The organism is Streptomyces sp. NPDC004134, assembly GCF_042874195.1.
Taxonomy (GTDB): Bacteria; Actinomycetota; Actinomycetes; order Streptomycetales; family Streptomycetaceae; genus Streptomyces.
In genome coordinates, this window is record NZ_JBIAMS010000016.1 from 83,685 (window position 1) to 100,778 (window position 17,094).

General features: G+C 75.3%; 15 protein-coding genes. 5 read left to right on the plus strand and 10 right to left on the minus strand.

All coding sequences use genetic code 11. From position 1 onward, the window contains the following. Genes ACFYVJ_RS20810 through ACFYVJ_RS20825 form a run of 4 tightly spaced genes read right to left on the minus strand, consistent with a single transcriptional unit; the run spans position 1 to position 3,615 of the window. Positions 1–1,215, minus strand: coding sequence for an ABC transporter permease (locus tag ACFYVJ_RS20810; protein WP_388893441.1), 1,215 nt, complete (start codon positions 1,213–1,215; stop codon positions 1–3). After that, a complete protein-coding gene (locus ACFYVJ_RS20815; RefSeq protein WP_388893443.1) occupies positions 1,212–1,883 on the minus strand; it encodes an ABC transporter ATP-binding protein in 672 nt (223 codons plus the stop codon). The genes ACFYVJ_RS20810 and ACFYVJ_RS20815 overlap by 4 nt, the downstream gene beginning before the upstream one ends. Beyond that, positions 1,880–3,067: a peptidoglycan-binding protein gene (locus ACFYVJ_RS20820; protein ID WP_388893445.1), complete on the minus strand. Its 1,188-nt coding sequence runs from the start codon at positions 3,065–3,067 to the stop codon at positions 1,880–1,882. Before ACFYVJ_RS20820 ends, ACFYVJ_RS20815 begins: the two co-directional genes overlap by 4 nt. Next, positions 3,064–3,615 (minus strand): hypothetical protein, encoded by a 552-nt coding sequence (locus ACFYVJ_RS20825; RefSeq protein WP_388893447.1) that lies wholly within the window; start codon positions 3,613–3,615, stop codon positions 3,064–3,066. Before ACFYVJ_RS20825 ends, ACFYVJ_RS20820 begins: the two co-directional genes overlap by 4 nt. 197 nt (positions 3,616–3,812) lie before the next feature. On the opposite strand from ACFYVJ_RS20825, the gene ACFYVJ_RS20830 reads away from it, so the two are divergent. Both ACFYVJ_RS20830 and ACFYVJ_RS20835 read left to right on the plus strand, forming a co-directional pair. Beyond that, entirely contained in the window at positions 3,813–4,469 is a 657-nt protein-coding gene (locus tag ACFYVJ_RS20830; protein ID WP_388893449.1) for a response regulator transcription factor, read from the plus strand. Next, positions 4,466–5,761, plus strand: coding sequence for a sensor histidine kinase (locus ACFYVJ_RS20835; RefSeq protein WP_388893451.1), 1,296 nt, complete (start codon positions 4,466–4,468; stop codon positions 5,759–5,761). The genes ACFYVJ_RS20830 and ACFYVJ_RS20835 overlap by 4 nt, the downstream gene beginning before the upstream one ends. Here ACFYVJ_RS20835 and ACFYVJ_RS20840 read toward each other — a convergent pair. The 6 genes from ACFYVJ_RS20840 to ACFYVJ_RS20865 all read right to left on the minus strand — a co-directional run bounded on the left by ACFYVJ_RS20840 (position 5,758) and on the right by ACFYVJ_RS20865 (position 12,418). Beyond that, entirely contained in the window at positions 5,758–6,861 is a 1,104-nt protein-coding gene (locus ACFYVJ_RS20840; protein ID WP_388893453.1) for an LOG family protein, read from the minus strand. The two genes, ACFYVJ_RS20835 and ACFYVJ_RS20840, sit on opposite strands and share 4 nt — an antisense overlap. 9 nt (positions 6,862–6,870) lie before the next feature. Next, complete coding sequence (locus tag ACFYVJ_RS20845; RefSeq protein WP_388893455.1) at positions 6,871–8,049, minus strand: serine hydrolase domain-containing protein; 1,179 nt, start codon at positions 8,047–8,049, stop codon at positions 6,871–6,873. A gap of 298 nt (positions 8,050–8,347) precedes the next feature. Beyond that, positions 8,348–9,565: a hypothetical protein gene (locus tag ACFYVJ_RS20850; RefSeq protein WP_388893457.1), complete on the minus strand. Its 1,218-nt coding sequence runs from the start codon at positions 9,563–9,565 to the stop codon at positions 8,348–8,350. Beyond that, the gene (locus tag ACFYVJ_RS20855; protein WP_388893459.1) at positions 9,547–10,365 is read right to left on the minus strand and encodes an ABC transporter ATP-binding protein; all 819 of its coding nucleotides are present in this window, start codon (positions 10,363–10,365) and stop codon (positions 9,547–9,549) included. The genes ACFYVJ_RS20850 and ACFYVJ_RS20855 overlap by 19 nt, the downstream gene beginning before the upstream one ends. A 179-nt stretch (positions 10,366–10,544) precedes the next feature. After that, a complete protein-coding gene (locus ACFYVJ_RS20860; RefSeq protein ID WP_388893461.1) occupies positions 10,545–11,939 on the minus strand; it encodes an aspartate aminotransferase family protein in 1,395 nt (464 codons plus the stop codon). Positions 11,940–11,944: 5 nt separating this feature from the next. Continuing rightward, positions 11,945–12,418: an Lrp/AsnC family transcriptional regulator gene (locus ACFYVJ_RS20865; RefSeq protein WP_388893463.1), complete on the minus strand. Its 474-nt coding sequence runs from the start codon at positions 12,416–12,418 to the stop codon at positions 11,945–11,947. Positions 12,419–12,672: 254 nt separating this feature from the next. Between ACFYVJ_RS20865 and ACFYVJ_RS20870 the strand changes: the two genes are divergently transcribed. The 3 genes from ACFYVJ_RS20870 (at position 12,673) to ACFYVJ_RS20880 (ending at position 17,066) form a co-directional block, all read left to right on the plus strand. Beyond that, complete coding sequence (locus ACFYVJ_RS20870; RefSeq protein ID WP_388893465.1) at positions 12,673–14,103, plus strand: gamma-aminobutyraldehyde dehydrogenase; 1,431 nt, start codon at positions 12,673–12,675, stop codon at positions 14,101–14,103. Between the two features lie 192 nt (positions 14,104–14,295). Continuing rightward, complete coding sequence (locus tag ACFYVJ_RS20875; protein WP_388893467.1) at positions 14,296–15,429, plus strand: hypothetical protein; 1,134 nt, start codon at positions 14,296–14,298, stop codon at positions 15,427–15,429. Between the two features lie 122 nt (positions 15,430–15,551). Beyond that, positions 15,552–17,066 carry a gamma-aminobutyraldehyde dehydrogenase gene (locus ACFYVJ_RS20880; protein ID WP_388893469.1) on the plus strand — a complete coding sequence of 505 codons (1,515 nt, stop codon included), beginning with the start codon at positions 15,552–15,554 and terminating at the stop codon, positions 17,064–17,066. The last annotated feature ends 28 nt before the right edge of the window (positions 17,067–17,094 follow it).

The following is a 17,094-nucleotide window of genomic DNA, read 5'->3' on the forward strand; positions in this document are numbered from 1 at the left end:
CTACGGCGTGGCCAGTGCCGTGGTCGGGGACAGGCGGCTCGCGTGGAGGGCCGGGTAGAGGCCCGCCAGGGCGCCTACCGTCAGGGTGGCCGCCAGGCCGCCCGCCAGGGTCCAGGGCGGGATCACCGGCGGCCACGACTGCGACGCCGCGTACGACGCCGTCACCCCCGCCCCCAGGAGCGCGCCCGCCGCGCCGCCCAGCGCCGACAGCAGCAGCGACTCCGCCAGGAACTGCGTGCGGATGTGGCCCCGGGTGGCGCCCAGGGCGCGGCGCAGGCCGATCTCCGCGCGGCGTTCCAGCACCGAGATGACCATCGTGTTCGCCACCCCCACGCCGCCCACCAGCAGCGCCACCGCGCCCACCCCCAGCAGCAGCCGCGTGAACGCCTCGCCCGCCGCCCGCTTCGCCGCCAGCGCGTCCGACGGGCGCGAGACCTCCACCTCGTTCGGCGCCGCCGGGTTCGCGGTCGCGCCCAGCACCGACTGGACCTCCTCCACCGCCGCGTCCGCCGACCTCGTGTAGACCGTCGTCGCACGGCCGTCGAAGCCCAGCCGGTCCCGCGCCGCCTGCCACCCCACCAGCGCCCCGGTGTCCAGCTCCGGTGCCAGCGGCGCCGGCTCCAGGATCCCCACCACCGTGAACCACTCCCCGCCCACCAGCACCCGCACCTCCGGTGCCGCCCGGCCCACGCCCAGCCGCTCCGCCGACGTCGCGCCCAGCACCACCGCCGGATAGCGCGCCGTCGCCGCGTTCAGCCACGTGCCGGTACGCAGCCGCGCGCCCGTCGCCGCCGGGAGGCCGGTGCGTACCGCGTACGCGGCCAGGCCGCCCGTCTCCGCCTCCGGGATCCGGTCCGTGCGGTAGACGTGCGCGTCCGGGACCCGGCCGATCGCCGACACCGACGCCACCGGGCCGATCCTGGCCACCATGGACTCCGCCCGCGCCGGCAGCTTCGCCTCCCCGCCGCTCATCGTCCGGCCCGGCGAGACCGTCAGCAGGTTCGTGCCGAGCGAGGCGAGCGTACGGTCCAGATCCGCCCGCGAGCTCGACGAGATCCCCACCACCGCCACCATCGCCGCGATCCCGATCGCGATCCCCAGCGCCGACAGCACCGCCCGCAGCGGCCGCGTCCGCAGCCCCACCGCCCCGCCGCGCACCACATCCCCCGGGCGCAGGCCCGCGGGTGGCATCTCCTCGGTCGTTCGCTCCGTCATGTCCCCGCCGCCCCCTCCTGCTCCAGCCTGCCGTCCCGCAACCGCACCTGCCGCGGCAGCGCCGCCGCCAGCTCCCGTTCGTGCGTGATCACCACCACCGTCGTCCCCGCCCCGTTCAGCTCCCGCAGCAGCTCCACCACCCCCGCGCCCGACGCCGTGTCCAGCGCCCCCGTCGGCTCGTCCGCCAGCAGCAGCGGCGGGTCGCCCGCCACCGCGCGGGCCACCGCGACGCGCTGCCGCTCGCCGCCGGACAGCTCGTGCGGCCGGTGCTCCATGCGCTGGCCCAGGCCCACCCGGTGCAGCACCCGCTCCGCACGGCGGCGGCGCTCCGCCGGGCGCAGGCCGGTGTAGAGGAGGCCGTCGGCGACGTTGTCGAGGGCCGACGTGCCGCCCGCGAGGTGGAACTGCTGGAAGACGAAGCCGATCCGGTGGGCGCGCAGCGCGGACAGGCCGGCGTCGGACAGCGCGCCCACGTCGTACCCGGCGATCCGCACCCCGCCCGACGTGGGGCGGTCCAGGGTGCCCAGGACGTGCAGCATCGTCGACTTCCCCGACCCCGAAGGGCCGGTGACGGCGACGAGTTCGCCCGCGGCCACGCGCAGGGAGACCCCGGCCAGCGCGGTGACGCCGCCCGGGTAGGTCTTCGTCACGTTCGTCAGCTCGATCACCGCGGCACGCCCACCTTCGTGCCCGCCGTCAGGCCCGGGCCCGAGACCTCGACCCGGCCGCCGGCGAACAGGCCCGTCTCCACCGGTACGTACCGCGTCGTGCCGTCCGCCACCACCTCCACGCCGAAGCCGCCCTCCGCCAGCGCCAGCAGCGCGGCGACCGGCACCGTCAGCACGTTCTCGCGGCGTCCCGCGGTGAAGTCGACGTGCACGCCCGCCTCGTCGTACGCGGACGCCGCCTTCCGCGCCTCCGCGCCTTTCAGCCTCACGACGACCTCCACCACGGTCTGCGCCGCCTCCTCGCCTTCCGCCGGCCGGGTCCGTACGGCCACCTCGCCGACCGTGCCGCGCACCGTCCGCCCGTCCGGCAGCTCCACGCCCACCTCAGCGCCCCGCCGCGCGAGCCGCCGGTCGGCGACGTCCAGTTCGGCGGTGACGGCCACGGCGGTGCCGGTGTACGTGAGGACGTCGGCGCCCGGTGCGACGAGGTCGCCGCGCTGGGCGTCGACGCTCGCCACGACGACCGGGCCCGGTGCGAACACCACCTGCCCCGGCTCCACCCGGCCCGTCGCCCCGGCGCCCAGGTCGTCCTGCCAGTCGCGGACCGCGGCGGCCGTGGCGCCGGAGTAGGCGTCGTCCACGGTGAAGCCGGTGTAGCCGAGGGCGTCCAGGTTGCGCTCCAGTTGGGCGACGTCCGTGCCCTCGGTGCCGGGTGCCAGCGCGCGGTACGCGGGCAGGTCCCCGTACAGCAGGGCCACCGGCTCGTCGTCCAGCTCGTACAGCGCCTCGCCGCGGGCCACCCGCGCGCCCGAGCGCGGCAGTCGCGTCAGCGTGCCGTCGGTGCGGGCGGCGGCGCCGGTGGCCGGGCCGTGGCCCAGCTCCGCGTCGGCGCTGCGGGTGTCGACCAGCGTGTCGCGGGTCACCTCGGCGGTGGCCGGGGGCAGTTCGCCGTCCGCGGCACCGGCCGGGCCGCCGGTGGTGCCGAGGCCGAGTCCGGCCGCCGCGGCGCCCCCGGTCGCGGCGAGGAACACCGCACCGGCGGCGATCCGACGCCGCCTGCGGCGGTGCCGGCCGCGGCGCGACGAAGGCGGGTCCGCCGCCGGTGGATCCGCGGCGGGCGGGTCTCCCGCGGGCGGGTCCGCGGGGCCCGGCTCCTGCCGGGCGGTGGCGGGCCGCGCGGTCACTCGCCCTCCACCTCGTTCGTGGAACTCTCGCCCTCGCCCGCCGGCAGCAGCTTCTCGCACGCCTTCGCCGCCCCGTCGTAGTCCGGGTCCCGCTCGATCGCGCCGTCCATCTGCAGCCCGCCGCCCGGCACCGGATCCGGGAAGTCCGCCACGCCGTTGCCCCGCATGCAGCGCGAGTACGCGCGCAGCTTCTCCTCCAGCTCCTTGCTGATCGGGTCGTTCTTCGAGGTGGTCGCCGGGTCGTACTCCCGGCACGCCTCCATGGCGCGCTCCGCCTTCGCCTTGCCGACGCCGTCCATGTTCAGGTTCACGCCCTGCCCGGGCTCCGGGTCCGGGACGTCCACGCCGTTGTCCCGCAGGCACCGCGCGAACTGCAGCATCTGCTCGTCCATGTCGTCCGCTACCCGGTCCTTCCCGCCGTCCTTCTTCTCGTCGCCGCCCGCCGTCGCCACCGTCCCGTCGCCGCCGCCGCCGGAGCCGCAGCCCGCGAGGGCCAGGGTGAGCGCCAGCGGCAGGGCCGCGAGCGCGGTGCGCGCACGTCGTCGCATCGTCGTCTCCGCTCCTTCAGGGGCGCGGGCCCGAGCCGGCCGCGCCGTACGGCCCGATGCAACGCGGCGGCGCGTTTCCCCGCCGTTTCCGCCGTACGGGCCGCCTCGCCGCACGACTCCGTACGCCGTCTCCTCACGGCGAGGAAACGCGTCGTTCGCCACCATGAGATTTCGAACCCAGCTACGGGAGGCCGACGATGAGGGTGCTGGTCGCCGAAGACGAGCCGGTGCTCGCCGCCGCGGTCCGCGAGTGGCTGCGCGCCGAGGCGCACGCCGTCGACGTCGCGTACGACGGCGCCGCCGCGCTGGAGCGCGCCGCCGTCCACGACTACGACGTCGTCGTCCTCGACCGCGACCTGCCCGCCGTCCACGGCGACGACGTCTGCCGCCGCCTCGTCCGCTCCGGCTCGGCCGCGCGCGTGCTGATGCTCACCGCCTCCGCCGACGTCGCCGACCGCGTCGCGGGACTCGGCCTCGGCGCCGACGACTACCTCACCAAGCCGTTCGCCTTCCCCGAACTCGCCGCCCGCGTCCACGCCCTCGGCCGCCGTGCCCGGCCCGCCGCGCCGCCCGTGCTGCGCCGCGCCGGGATCGCCCTGGACCCGGCCAGGCACGAGGTCGTACGCGACGGGCGCTATGTGCCCCTGTCCCGCAAGGAGTTCGCCGTCCTCGCCGAACTCCTCCGCGCGGAAGGCGCCCCGGTCTCCGCGGAACTCCTGCTGGAGAAGGCGTGGGACGAGCACGCCGACCCCTTCACCGGCGCCGTCCGCCTCGCGGTGCTCAAGCTGCGCCGCAAGCTCGGCGAGCCGCCCGTCGTCGAGACCGTCACCGGCGTCGGATACCGCATCCCATGAGCGGCCCGCGCACCCCGCTCCGGCCGCGGCGCTTCACCCTGCGCGCCCGGCTGACGCTCGTCTACGGCGCCATGTTCCTGGCCGCGGGCGCCGTGCTCCTCGGCCTCACCTACGTGCTGTTCAACGCCCGCCTCGGCGCCGGCGGCACCTTCAGCAGCAGCTCCGCCGAACCCTCCGCGGCGCCGACGGGCACCCCCGCCCGCGCGCCCGACCCCGAGCCCGGACCGGGGCCCGCCCACGAGCGGTTCACGGAGAGCCGCGAAGACGTCCTGCGCGACGCCGCGGGCACGTCCCTCCTCACCCAGGGCGGCATCGCCCTCCTGGTCGTCGGCGCCGCCGCGGCCGGCTCCGGCTGGCTCGTCGCCGGCCGGGTCCTCGCCCCGCTGCACCGCGTCACCGACACCGCCCGCCGGATCGCCGACGCCCCCGCCGCCGGCCGCGGACTGCACGAACGCATCGCGCTCGCGGGACCCGACGACGAGGTCAAGGAACTCGCCGACACCTTCGACACCATGGTCGAACGGCTCGACCGCTCCTTCGACGGCCAGCGCCGCTTCGTCGCCAACGCCTCCCACGAGCTGCGCACCCCGCTGACCCTCGGCCGCGCCCTCGTCGAGACCGCCATGCACCGGCCCGCCGCCTCCGCGGACATCCGGCGCCTGGGCGAGGACCTGCTGCTGATCAACTCCCGCCACGAGCGGCTCATCAGCGGGCTGCTGCTCCTGGCCTCCTCCGAGAACGAGATCACCGAACGGCACCCCGTCGACCTCGCCGACATCGTGACCCACGTCGTCGCCCAGGCCGTCTCCGCGGCGGCGAAGGCCGGAATCGAGCTGACCGCGGAGACCGCGGAGGCGTGGACCGCGGGCGACGCGCTGCTGCTGGAGCGGCTGGTGCACAACCTGGTCGAGAACGGTGTCCGCCACAACTCAGGCGCGGGCGGGCACGTCCGCGTCACCTGCGGCACCGGGGCAGGCGGACGGGCCGAGCTCCGGGTGGCCAACACCGGGCCCACTGTGCCCCCGTACGAGATCCCCGCCCTCTTCGAGCCGTTCCGCCGCCTGGGCGCCGACCGGCTGGTCACCGGCGGCGGCGCCGGGCTGGGGCTGTCGATCGTACGGGCCGTCGCGCGCGCCCACGGCGGGGACGCGGACGCCCGCCCCCGCGACGGAGGCGGGCTCACGGTGACGGTCACGCTGCCGCCGGACCCGGACGACGGAGGGCACGCCGGACAGGACTCCGGACAGGACTCCGGGCAGCGCGCACAGTCCGCGTCCCGACCCGCGTCCTAGCCCGCGGCCCCCAGCCGCAGCAGCGCCTCCGGCGCCTCGTCCACCGCGTCGACCAGCGCGATCCGCGGCGCCATCGACCGGCCGTCCGCCAGCGCCGACAGCAACTGCCACGCCGGCAGCCGCGCCGACCAGTGGGCGCGGCCCACCAGCACCATCGGCCGCGGCTCGCCACGCGACTCGTAGTAGTTGGGCGTCGCCGCGTCGAAGATCTCCTGCACCGTGCCCGCCGCGCCCGGCAGGAACACCACGCCCGCGGTGCTGCGGGCCAGCAGCCCGTCCTCGCGCAGTGCGTTCGCGAAGTACTTCGCGATGTGCCCCGCGAAGGCGTTCGGCGGCTCGTGGCCGTAGAACCAGGTGGGGATGCCGATCGAGTCGCCGCCGCCCGGCCACCGCTCCCGTACCGCGAACGCCGCCTCGGCCCATTGCGCCACCGACGGCGTGAACGAGGGCGCCTTGCCCAGCATCCGCACCGCCTCGGCCAGCGTCGCGTCGTCGAACTCCGCCGCGTACGCACCCAGGTTGGCCGCCTCCATCGCGCCGGGACCGCCGCCCGTGGCCACGTCGAACCCGGCGCGCACCAGCGCCCGGCCCAGCTTGGCCGCGCCCGCGTAGTCCTCGCCGCCGCGCTCCAGCGCGTGCCCGCCCATGACGCCGACGACGGGACGGCAGGCGCGCAGCCGCTCGTCCAGCGCGTTGGACATCGACTCGTCGTGCATGCCGCGTATGACGGCGGCGAATATGTCGTGCTCGGCGCGGGTGCGCTGGAACCAGGCGTACGAGCGGGCGTCCGGCGTCTGCTCGTACCCCCCTGCCAGGCCGGCGAACAGCTCGTCCGGGGTGTAGAGCGCGCCCCGGTACGGATCGAACGGCAGATCCGGCACGACGGGGAAGACCAGCGCGCCGTCGCGCTGCACGCGGTGCGCCGCCTCCTCGGCCATCGGGCAGCCGAGGAACACCGCGCCGTGCACGTCGGCGGTGAGCAGCAGCCGCGTGCGGTCCGTCAGATCGACGGACTGCACGCGGAACCCGCTGATGGAACCGGAGGCGACGGCCTCGTCGAACTCGGCCAGGGACTCGATCTCGAAAGGGGAGTGCGGCATGCGCCCACACTAGGCGGCGTCGCGCACCCGTTCGGCGATTCCCGTCGTCAACTCCCGGTCCAGGGCCGGGAGATCCCAGGCGCCCGCGCGGGTCGCGGCGTTGCTGATCCAGAAGACCAGCGTGCCGTCGTCCAGGAAGCGGGCGACGCGCCCCGAGGACCAGTCGTTGCCGCCGTCGTGGGTGGCGACCGGGGCGCCGCCGAGGTCGAGCAGGCTCCAGCCGTAGCCGTAGAAGGACCCGGCGCCGCCGCCTTCCGGGACGTACCGCTTGAACAGCAGCTTCCGCGCCTTCTCCGGCAGCACGCGGTCGCCGAGGAGGGCGCGGTGCCAGCGGAGCATGTCGCGGGCGGTGGAGAGCATGCCGCCGTTGCCGCGGAGGTTCCAGTACGGGCCGTCGTCCGCCCAGGGGTGGTCCGTCGGCCGGCCCTGCGGGCGGCCCTTGCGGTCGTACTCGACGGCGATACGGTCCCGGTCCCAGTCGGGGAGGACGTAGCCGGTGGCGGTCATGCCCGCGGGGCGGAAGAGGTGCCCGGCGAGGTACGTCTCGTAGCCGGTGCCGGACGCCTCCTCCACGACGGCGGCCAGGAGGCTGTAGCCGGTGTTGGAGTACGCGTAGCGCTCGCCTGGCGGCGACCGGAGCGGGACGGCGAGGGCGCCGGAGACCAGCTCGGCGCGGGAGAGCGGGTCGTAGTCGTCGCCGAGGGACTCCGGCAGTCCCGCGGTGTGGGTGAGGAGGTGGTGCAGGGTGATGCCGCGCTTGTCCGCGGGCACGCCGCCGAGGTGGCGGGAGAGCGGGTCGGTGACCCGCAGCTTCCCCTCGGTCTGGAGCTTGACGATCGCGGCGGCGGTGAACTGCTTGGTCATCGACGCGATGTCGTACACGGTGCCGCAGCCCGCGCGGGCACCGGTCCCGGGGTCGGCGGGCCCGCGTCCTGAGCAGGTCACCGCGGTGCCGCCGCGGGCGGCGACGACGGTGCCGGGGGCGTCTGCCGGCCACACCTCGTCGAGGTACTTCTCCACGGCGCCGGTGGCGGGGTCGCCGGCGCGGCCCTGCGCGCGTATCCCGGCGGCGCCGTCGTCCCGCACGTCCCGGTCCCGGTCGCGGTCCGCCCCGCACGCGGCCAGCAGCACCAGCCCGAGCAGGGCGGCGAGGAGGCGCCGGGCGGGGATGTCTCCGTACGTCGTCATGCGGGGAGGCTAGGCAGCGGGCACCTCCCAGGTCGTCACGCACCCGAGCGAACCGCGGGCGCTCCCGCGGGGGACGGGGGAATCCCCCGCGCGGGGGAGGAAAGGGCCGAAGAGGGAGCGGCCCGGCGCGCGGCGCGGTTGCCGGGCCCGGCCGCTTCGCGGCGGGCCGGCGGAGCGGAGCGGGGGGAGCGGCCACTGTCGCGCCGATGCCGGCGCCCGGGAGCCCGGGCCGGGCGGGCCCGGTCCGGCGGCCGCGGACCCGGTCGGCTCACGCGGGGGCCGCAGCGGGCCCGTGCGCCTACCGCAGCGGCAGGGACGCCAGTTCGCCCAGGGCCAGGGCGAGGGGGGCGAAGACCGCCAGGAGGAGCGTCGTGCGGAGCAGCGCCGCACGGCGCAGCAGGCGGGGGGAGGCGCCTAGGCGGAGCAGGGCCGTGGTGGCGTGCGTACGGGCGCGTTTCGACTCCAGCGCCGCCATGCCCGCCGTCGCCACCGCGCAGCCCACCACCAGGGCCGCGCCCAGCACCGTCAGCGGGCCCAGCGACCGGGCGTCGTCGCCGTCCGGCCACACCACCGTGCACAGCACCCCGCCCGCGGCCACCGCGCACAGCGCGCCCAGCGGGCGGCCCACCCGGCGGGCCTCCTGCTGGAGCACCCGTCCGGCGAGCAGCCGCAGGGCACCCGGGCGCAGCGCGCACAGCAGCCGGCCGCACAGGTGGACGATGCCGGGGCCCGCGAGGATCAGACCCGCCGTGATCAGCGCCCAGCTCGCGACGACCGCGGGCGCCGCGTCGCCGGAGCCGCCGGGCAGCGGCAGCTTCAGCGCCGCGTCGTCGCCGGCGCTCGCGAAGCTGCCCGCGTACGCGCCGAGGGCCAGGCCCGTCGTCGCCAGCGCGGTGCCCCAGGGCAGGTCGGCGGGGACCGGCGGGTCGTCGCCGCCCGGCCGCGCCGCAGCCGCCGCCACCCCGGTCGCGTCCGCCGCCTCGCGCCGGGCCCGCAGCCGGGCCGCCGCCGCGGCGGAGCCCTGCGCCGCCGTACGCCGCGGGCGCAGGCTCGCCGCGCTCGCCGCCGCGGCCAGCGCCGGTACGCAGGCGAGCAGCGTGAGCGCGCCGACGACGGGCAGCGGGCCGCCCGCGCCCAGGAGCGCGGCGGCGGCGCCGTCGAACGGGAGCCCCGACAGCTCGCCGCGCAGATGCAGGAAGAACAGCAGCGCCAGCGCGCTGCCCAGCAGGCACGACACCGCCGTCGTCACCGCGGCGACCACCGGCGCCGTGGCCGGGCCGAAGCCCGCGGACGAAAGCGCCTGCGACGGCCTGGCGTGCGGGTCGGTACGGGCCACGGCCACCGCGAACTGGACGGTGGCCGCCAGCGGCGCCACGCACCACAGCAGTTGCTCGGGCGAGGCGTGCCCCAGGGCGGTCAGCAGCAGGAAGCCGACGCCGGCCGAGGCGCACGCGACGAGCAGCCGGCGCAGCAGGACCAGCGGGTGGGAGCCGCGGGCTAGGCGGAGACTGAGCACGAGTCCTCCGAGTTCTCCGTCGCCCCCGCGGGACCCGAAGCCCCCGCGGGTGCCACCCCGTCCCCGTACCCCGCGACCTCCGCCGCGGCCGTCCGCGCCCCGCTCGCCCGGCGCCCGTCGACCAGCGGGAACGTCCGGTCCGCCGCCGCCGTGACGGCCGCGTCGCCGTCGGACCCGGTGAGCACGACGGTGATCCCGTGCGAGCGCGCCGCCGCGACGAGCGTACGCAGCGCCTGTGCCCCCTCCGCCCGCCGCAGCGGCGCGGTCGGCTCGTCGGCGAAGACCACGTCGGGACCGGCGACCAGCGCGCGGGCGATGGCGATGCGCTGGCGCTGCTCCTGCGGCAGCACCGCGGGCCGGCAGCGCGCGATGTCGCCCGCGTCGAGGCGCTCCAGCCACTCCATCGCCACGCGCCGCGCCGCGCGGTGCGGCTCGCCTGCCAGCAGCAGCGGCAGCGCCGCGTTCTCCCAGGCGGTCAGCTCGGGGACCAGCTCGGGGCGGGTGCCGATCCAGCCGAAGCGGTCCCGGCGCAGCCGCTCGCGGGCGCCGCCGGACAGGGTGTGCACGGGGCCGCTGTTGAACCACACCTCGCCCTGCTGCGGGAGCAGTTGCCCGGACAGGCACTTCAGCAGCGTCGTCTTGCCGCTGCCGCGCGGCCCGGTGACGGCGAGGATCTCGCCCTGCGCGACGCCCAGGGAGACCCCGGACAGCGCCGGGGTGCCGCCGTGGGCGTAGTGCAGGGAGCGGGCCCACAGCACGTCGTTGTCGGGTGGGGCGGTCCGAGTGGTCGCCGCGGTCATCGCACACCTCTTTCCCTGGGTCCCCTTGCGTCCCCACGGTGGTGGAACGAGGACGGCGGGGCTCCGGTCACTCGCACCCTAGGAAGGGGCGGCGGAACCGCAGGTGAGGCGGCGGGCGGCGCGCCGGGGGGTCCGCTCGTACGGACGGACCCCCGGCGCGCGTACCGGAACGGGCAGCGTCAGAGCTGCGCCCAGGCGTCGGTGAGGACGCCCCGCAGGATCTGCTCCGCCTCGTCGAAGACCGCCTGGTCGGCGACGAGCGGCGGGGCGAGCTGCACCACCGGGTCGCCGCGGTCGTCGGCGCGGCAGTACAGGCCGTTCTCGAAGAGCCCCTTGGAGAGGAAGCCGTAGAGGACCCGCTCGGTCTCCTCGGCCGTGAACGTCTCCTTGGTGGCCTTGTCCTTCACCAGCTCGATGCCGTAGAAGTAGCCGCTGCCGCGCACGTCGCCGACGATCGGCAGGTCGAGCAGCCGGCGCAGGGTGGCGTGGAACGCCTCCTCGTTGGCGCGTACGTGGCCGTTGAGGTCCTCGCGCTCGAAGATGTCGAGGTTGGCGAGGGCGACCGCGCAGGAGACGGGGTGGCCGCCGAAGGTGTAGCCGTGCGGGAAGGTGTTGCCGCCGGCGTAGAAGGGCTCCGCGACGCGGTCGGAGACCAGGCAGGCGGCGAGCGGCGAGTAGCCGGAGGTCATGCCCTTGGCGCAGGTGATGAGGTCGGGCACGTAGCCGTACCGGTCGCAGCCGAACATGTGGCCCAGCCGGCCGAAGGCGCAGATGACCTCGTCGGAGACGAGCAGCACGTCGTACGTGTCGCAGATCTCCCGCACCCGCGCGAAGTACCCGGGCGGCGGCGGGAAGCAGCCGCCGGCGTTCTGCACCGGCTCCAGGAACACCGCGGCGACCGTCTCCGGGCCCTCGAAGAGGATCTGCTGCTCGATCTGGTCGGCGGCCCAGCGGCCGAACGCCTCCGGGTCGTCGCCGTGCAGGGGCGCGCGGTAGATGTTGGTGTTCGCGACCTTGTGCGCGCCGGGGACCAGCGGCTCGAAGGGGGCCTTGAGCCCGGGCAGGCCGGTGATGGACAGGGCGCCCTGCGGGGTGCCGTGGTAGGCGACGGCGCGGGAGATCACCTTGTACTTGCCGGGCCGGCCGGTGAGCTTGAAGTACTGCTTGGCCAGCTTCCAGGCGGTCTCGACCGCCTCGCCGCCGCCGGTGGAGAAGAACACCTTGTTCAGGTCGCCGGGGGCGCCGGCCGCGAGCCGCTCGGCGAGCTCGACGGCCTTGGGGTGGGCGTAGGACCAGATCGGGAAGTAGGCCAGCTCCGCGGCCTGCTTGGCGGCGGCCTCGGCCAGCTCGGTGCGGCCGTGTCCGGCCTGCACCACGAAGAGGCCGGCGAGGCCGTCGAGGTAGCGCTTGCCCGTCTCGTCGTAGATGTACGCGCCGTCGCCGCGGACGATGGTGGGCACGGGGGCGTTCTCGTACGACGACATCCTGGTGAAGTGCATCCACAGGTGGTCGTACGCGGCCTTCGAGGTGGCCGAGGGGGTGGCGCCGGATGCGGCGGTGCTGTCCTTGCTCACGGTTATCAGGTTCCCCACGAGTAGGTCTGCTTGCGCAGCTTCAGGTACACGAAGCTCTCCGTGGCGCGGACGCCGGGCAGCGCCCGGATCCGCTTGTTGATGAGCTCCAGCAGGTGGGCGTCGTCGTGGCAGACGACTTCGGCGAGCAGGTCGAAGGAGCCGGCGGTCACCACCACGTAGTCGACCTCGTCGAGGCCGGCCAGCGCGTCCGCGACCGGCTCGACGTCGCCGTCGACGGTGATGCCGATCATCGCCTGTCTCATGAAGCCGACCGTCAGCGGGTCGGTGACGGCGACGATCTGCATGACGCCCTGCTCCAGCAGCTTCTGCACCCGCTGGCGCACGGCCGCCTCGGACAGGCCGACGGCCTTGCCTATCGCGGCGTACGAGCGGCGGCCGTCCTGCTGCAACTGCTCGACGATCTTCAGTGAGACCTCGTCCAGTGCCGAGCCCGTCTGCTTCTTGTCATGTGTGGCCACGCTGTCACTCTGCCCGAGCGCCGGAGCCCGCCGCAAGGGTCCGGGAACTGAATCCGTGGATGAATGGCGTACAAGCGATGGATTCGCTTGTTACGAGATGCTTGAGCTGTCAATCTCGTACGAGGGCGGGGAAGTGGCCGCGTCGGCGAGGCCGCGGGCGGCGACGGAAGTCTTCCTGTTCAGGCGCCTCGTGACGGGCAAATCTCCCGCCGTTAGGGTGGGCGCATCAGCGGACCGACTACTGGAGGGTCGCAGTGACCAGCGAACCGCGCCGTCTGCGCAACTACATCAACGGAGAATTCCGGGACGCCGCCGATGGCCGGACCATGGACGTCGTCGACCCGGCCACCGAGGAGGTCTACGCGACCGCGCCCCTGTCCGGCGCCGCCGACGTCGACGCCGCCATGCAGGCCGCGGCGGCGGCCTTCCCCGGCTGGCGGGACACCACCCCGGGGGCCAGGCAACTGGCGCTGCTGAAGATCGCCGACGCGCTGGAGGCGCGGGCGGACGAGCTGCTGGAGACCGAGTGCAAGGACACCGGCAAGCCCCTGGAGCTCACCCGCGAGGAAGAGCTGCCGATGATGCTGGACCAGATCCGGTTCTTCGCCGGCGCGGCCCGGATGCTGGAGGGCAAGTCGGCCGGCGAGTACATGGACGGCCTCACCTCGTACGTACGCCGTGAGCCGATCGGCGTCTGCGCCCAGGTCACCCCCTGGAACTACCCCGTGATGATGGCGATCTGGAAGTTCGCCCCCGCGCTCGCCGCGGGCAACACGGTGGTCCTCAAGCCCTCCGACACCACCCCCGCCGCCACCGCGCTGCTCGCCGAGATCATGGGCGGCGTCCTGCCCAAGGGCGTCTTCAACGTCGTCTGCGGCGACCGCGACACCGGCCGGCTGATGGTCGAGCACCCCGTTCCCGCGATGGCCTCCATCACCGGCTCGGTCCGGGCGGGCATGGAGGTCGCGGGCAGCGCGGCCAAGGACCTCAAGCGGGTGCACCTGGAACTGGGCGGTAAGGCGCCGGTCATCGTCTTCGACGACGCCGACCTCCCCAAGGCCGTCGAGGACATCGCCGTGGCCGGCTACTTCAACGCCGGCCAGGACTGCACCGCCGCCACCCGCGTGCTCGTCCACGAGTCCGTCCACGACGAGTTCGTCTCCGCCCTCGCCAAGGCCGCCGCCGAGACGAAGACCGGCCCCGGCGAGGCGGACGCGCTCTACGGCCCGCTGAACAACGCCGCGCAACTGGAGCGCGTCGCCGGCTTCGTCGACCGGCTCCCTGCGCACGCGCGCGTCGAGGCCGGCGGCCGGCGGATCGGCGACAAGGGCTACTACTACGCCGCGACCGTCGTCTCCGGGCTCAGGCAGGACGACGAGATCATCCAGAACGAGGTCTTCGGCCCCGTCATCACCGTGCAGTCCTTCACCGACGAGGACCAGGCCCTGGCCTACGCCAACGGCGTGCAGTACGCGCTGGCCTCCTCGGTGTGGACCAAGGACCACGGCCGCGCCATGCGGCTGTCGAAGGCGCTGGACTTCGGCTGCGTGTGGATCAACACCCACATCCCGCTGGTCGCGGAGATGCCGCACGGCGGCTTCAAGAAGTCCGGCTACGGCAAGGACCTCTCGTCGTACGGCTTCGACGACTACACCCGCGTCAAGCACGTGATGACCGCGCTCTGAGCGCGGCTCCCGCACACCTACCTAGGTAGGCGGCGGGCCCGGCCCGCGCGGATACGTATACCGATCCGCGCGGGCTACCGATGTCCGCGGCCGTCGCGCGGGGCAGGCTGATCTCCGCGGGGACGACGAGGACTCCGCGGACTTCGACGAGCAACGCAGCAGACCAGCCTGGACGACGATGGGCACGGCCACATGACGCTGATCGGGCGCCGGGCGGACACCGCACGCCTCGGGGAACTCTTACGTGACACGCGGCTGGTGACGGTGACCGGCCCCGGCGGGGTCGGCAAGAGCGCGCTCGCGGCCGAGGCGATCGGCCGTCTCGGCCGCGGGCGTTCCGCGCCGGAGGTGCTGCGCGTCGACATGGCGCCGGTGCGCGAGCCGGCCGCGGTGCACCGGCGGCTGGCCGAGGCGGCGAAGCGGCTGCCGGACAGCGGGCGGCGGGCGGCGGTGCTGCTCGTGGACACCTGCGAGCACGTCGCCGGGGCGGTGGCCGAAGGACTGGAGGCCCTGCTGCGGCAGCGGACGGGGCTGCGCGTGGTGGTCACGAGCCGGGTGCCGCTGGGCGGCGGCCCGGGTACGGCGCCCCCGGCCCGCGCCGGAGCCGCGGGCCCCCCGGCCGCCGGAGCGGGAGCCGCCGGCGGCGGAGCGCGGCGGCGTCCCTGGCCGCGCGGCGCGACCCTGCGCCTGGAGCCGCTGGCGCCCGCCGACTCCGTGGCGCTGCTGGAGAGCCTGGCGCCGCACGCCATGCTCGACGACGACGCCGACCGCGAGGCCCTGCGCGCCACCTGCGCCCTGCTGGAGGGCCTGCCGCTGGCGGCAAGGATCGCCGCCTCCCAGCTCGCCCGGCACTGCCCCGACCGGCTGCTGGAGCGCATCTCCCGCCCCGCGGGCTGCCTCGACCTGGCCGTCGAGGAGCCCCGCTGGCCCGCCAGGCAGCGCTCGCTGCGGGCCTCGCTGCGCTGGACGCACCGCCTGCTCACCCCCGCCGAGCAGTTGCTGTGGGCGCGCTGCAGCGTCTTTCCAGGAACGTTTCGTCTCCCGGACGCCACCGAGGTCTGCGCCGACGAGCGACTGCCCCCGGACGCGCTGTCCGCCGTCTTCCGCGCGCTCCAGCGCCAGGGCGTCCTCGCCGTACGGGAACGGGCGGGCGGCGGCCGGGCGGCGGCCGGCTCGGGGGTCGGGGCGGGGGAGCGTCCGGTGCGGATGGCGCGGCCGGTGCGCGCGTACGGGATGGATCAGCTCGTACGGCTCGGCGAGGAGGCGGACTTCCAGCGCCGCTGTCTGGACTGGACGATGGTGACCGAGAACACCTGGGAAGACTGATTCCGTCGCTTCTCCAAATGAAGACGACGGAATCCCTTGCCGGATATAGCACCTGCTGTCATGATCAGCCATCACCTCCTGCCGGAACGACATCCTGCCGAAACGACATCCGGAGTGGTTCGATGGCCCCTCGCCTCGAAGCGGCGGCACGCTTCGCCCCCGGCGCGCAGCTCGTCGCCGGCCGCCTGGTCCCCGGCACGTCCGGACGCACGCAGACCGTCACGGACCCGGCCACCGGCGCGGAGGTCCTGCGGTACGAACTCGCCGGGCCCGCGGACGTCGACGCCGCCGTGGCCGCCGCGGTGGAGGCGCAGCCCGGCTGGGGCGCCGCGACCCCCGGCGAGCGCTCCGACGCCCTGCACCGGCTCGCGGGGCTGCTGGCGGAGCGGGCGGAGGAGTTCGCGTACGCCGAGAGCCTGCAGTGCGGCAAGCCGATCCGGCTCAGCACGGAGTTCGACGTCCCCGGCACCGTCGACAACGCCGCGTTCTTCGCCGGCGCCGCCCGGCTGCCGGAGGGCAGGGCCGCCGGGGAGTACAGCGCCGACCACACCTCGGCGGTCCGCCGCGAGCCCGTCGGCGTCGTCGGCTCCATCGCGCCATGGAACTACCCGCTCCAGATGGCCGCCTGGAAGGTGCTGCCGGCCGTCGCCGCCGGGAACGCCATCGTGCTCAAGCCCAGCGAGCTGACGCCGCTGACCTCGCTGATGTTCGCCGAGGCCGCCGCCGACGCCGGGATCCCCGCCGGGGTCGTCAACGTCGTCTGCGGCGCCGGGTCCGACGCCGGCGAACACCTCGTGGGGCACCCGGACGTGGCGATGACCTCGTTCACCGGCTCCACCGCCGTCGGCCGCCGCGTCGCGGCCCTCGCCGCCGCGGCGGGGGCCGGCGTCAAGCGGCTCCATCTGGAGCTGGGCGGCAAGGCGCCGTTCGTCGTCTTCGACGACGCCGACCTCGAGGCCGCCGTGCACGGCGCCGTCGCCGGGGCGCTCATCAACACCGGCCAGGACTGCACCGCCGCCACCCGCGCGTACGTCCAGCGCCCGCTGTACGACGCCTTCACCGACGGCGTCGCCGCGCTCATGGCCCGGGTCCGGCTCGGTGACCCCTTCGACCCCGCGACCGACCTCGGCCCCCTCGTCTCGTACGCCCAGCGCGACCGCGTCGCCGCCTTCGTCGACCGGGCCCGCGCCGCCGGCGCCCGCGTCGTCACCGGCGGCCGGGCGCCGGACCTCAAGGGCGCGTACTACGCACCCACCCTCGTCACCGGCGCCGCGCAGGACAGCGAGATCGTGCAGAGCGAGGTCTTCGGGCCCGTGCTCACCGTGCTGCCCTTCGACGCCGACGACGAGGGCATCGCGCTCGCCAACGACACCCCCTACGGACTCGCGGCCTCCGCCTGGAGCCGCGACGTCTACCGCACCGCGCGCGCCGCCCGGGAGATCCGGGCCGGCTGCGTGTGGCTCAACGACCACATCCCGATCATCAGCGAGATGCCGCACGGGGGTTACAAGGGCTCCGGGTTCGGCAAGGACATGTCCGTGTACTCCTTCGAGGAGTACACCCAGATCAAGCACGTGATGCAGGACATCACCGGGACCGCGCGCAAGGAGTGGCACCGCACCGTGTTCACCCCCTGAGCCGCCCGGCGCCCGCGTACGCCCGCCG

Coding starts and splice junctions, on each gene's coding strand:
- ACFYVJ_RS20810 (WP_388893441.1), bottom strand. CDS start 1,215: ATGACGGAGCGAACGACCGAGGAGATGCCACCCGCGGGCCTGCGCCCG.
- ACFYVJ_RS20855 (WP_388893459.1), bottom strand. CDS start 10,365: ATGACCGCGGCGACCACTCGGACCGCCCCACCCGACAACGACGTGCTG.
- ACFYVJ_RS20880 (WP_388893469.1), top strand. CDS start 15,552: ATGGCCCCTCGCCTCGAAGCGGCGGCACGCTTCGCCCCCGGCGCGCAG.
- ACFYVJ_RS20835 (WP_388893451.1), top strand. CDS start 4,466: ATGAGCGGCCCGCGCACCCCGCTCCGGCCGCGGCGCTTCACCCTGCGC.
- ACFYVJ_RS20845 (WP_388893455.1), bottom strand. CDS start 8,049: ATGACGACGTACGGAGACATCCCCGCCCGGCGCCTCCTCGCCGCCCTG.
- ACFYVJ_RS20830 (WP_388893449.1), top strand. CDS start 3,813: ATGAGGGTGCTGGTCGCCGAAGACGAGCCGGTGCTCGCCGCCGCGGTC.
- ACFYVJ_RS20825 (WP_388893447.1), bottom strand. CDS start 3,615: ATGCGACGACGTGCGCGCACCGCGCTCGCGGCCCTGCCGCTGGCGCTC.
- ACFYVJ_RS20840 (WP_388893453.1), bottom strand. CDS start 6,861: ATGCCGCACTCCCCTTTCGAGATCGAGTCCCTGGCCGAGTTCGACGAG.
- ACFYVJ_RS20875 (WP_388893467.1), top strand. CDS start 14,296: ATGACGCTGATCGGGCGCCGGGCGGACACCGCACGCCTCGGGGAACTC.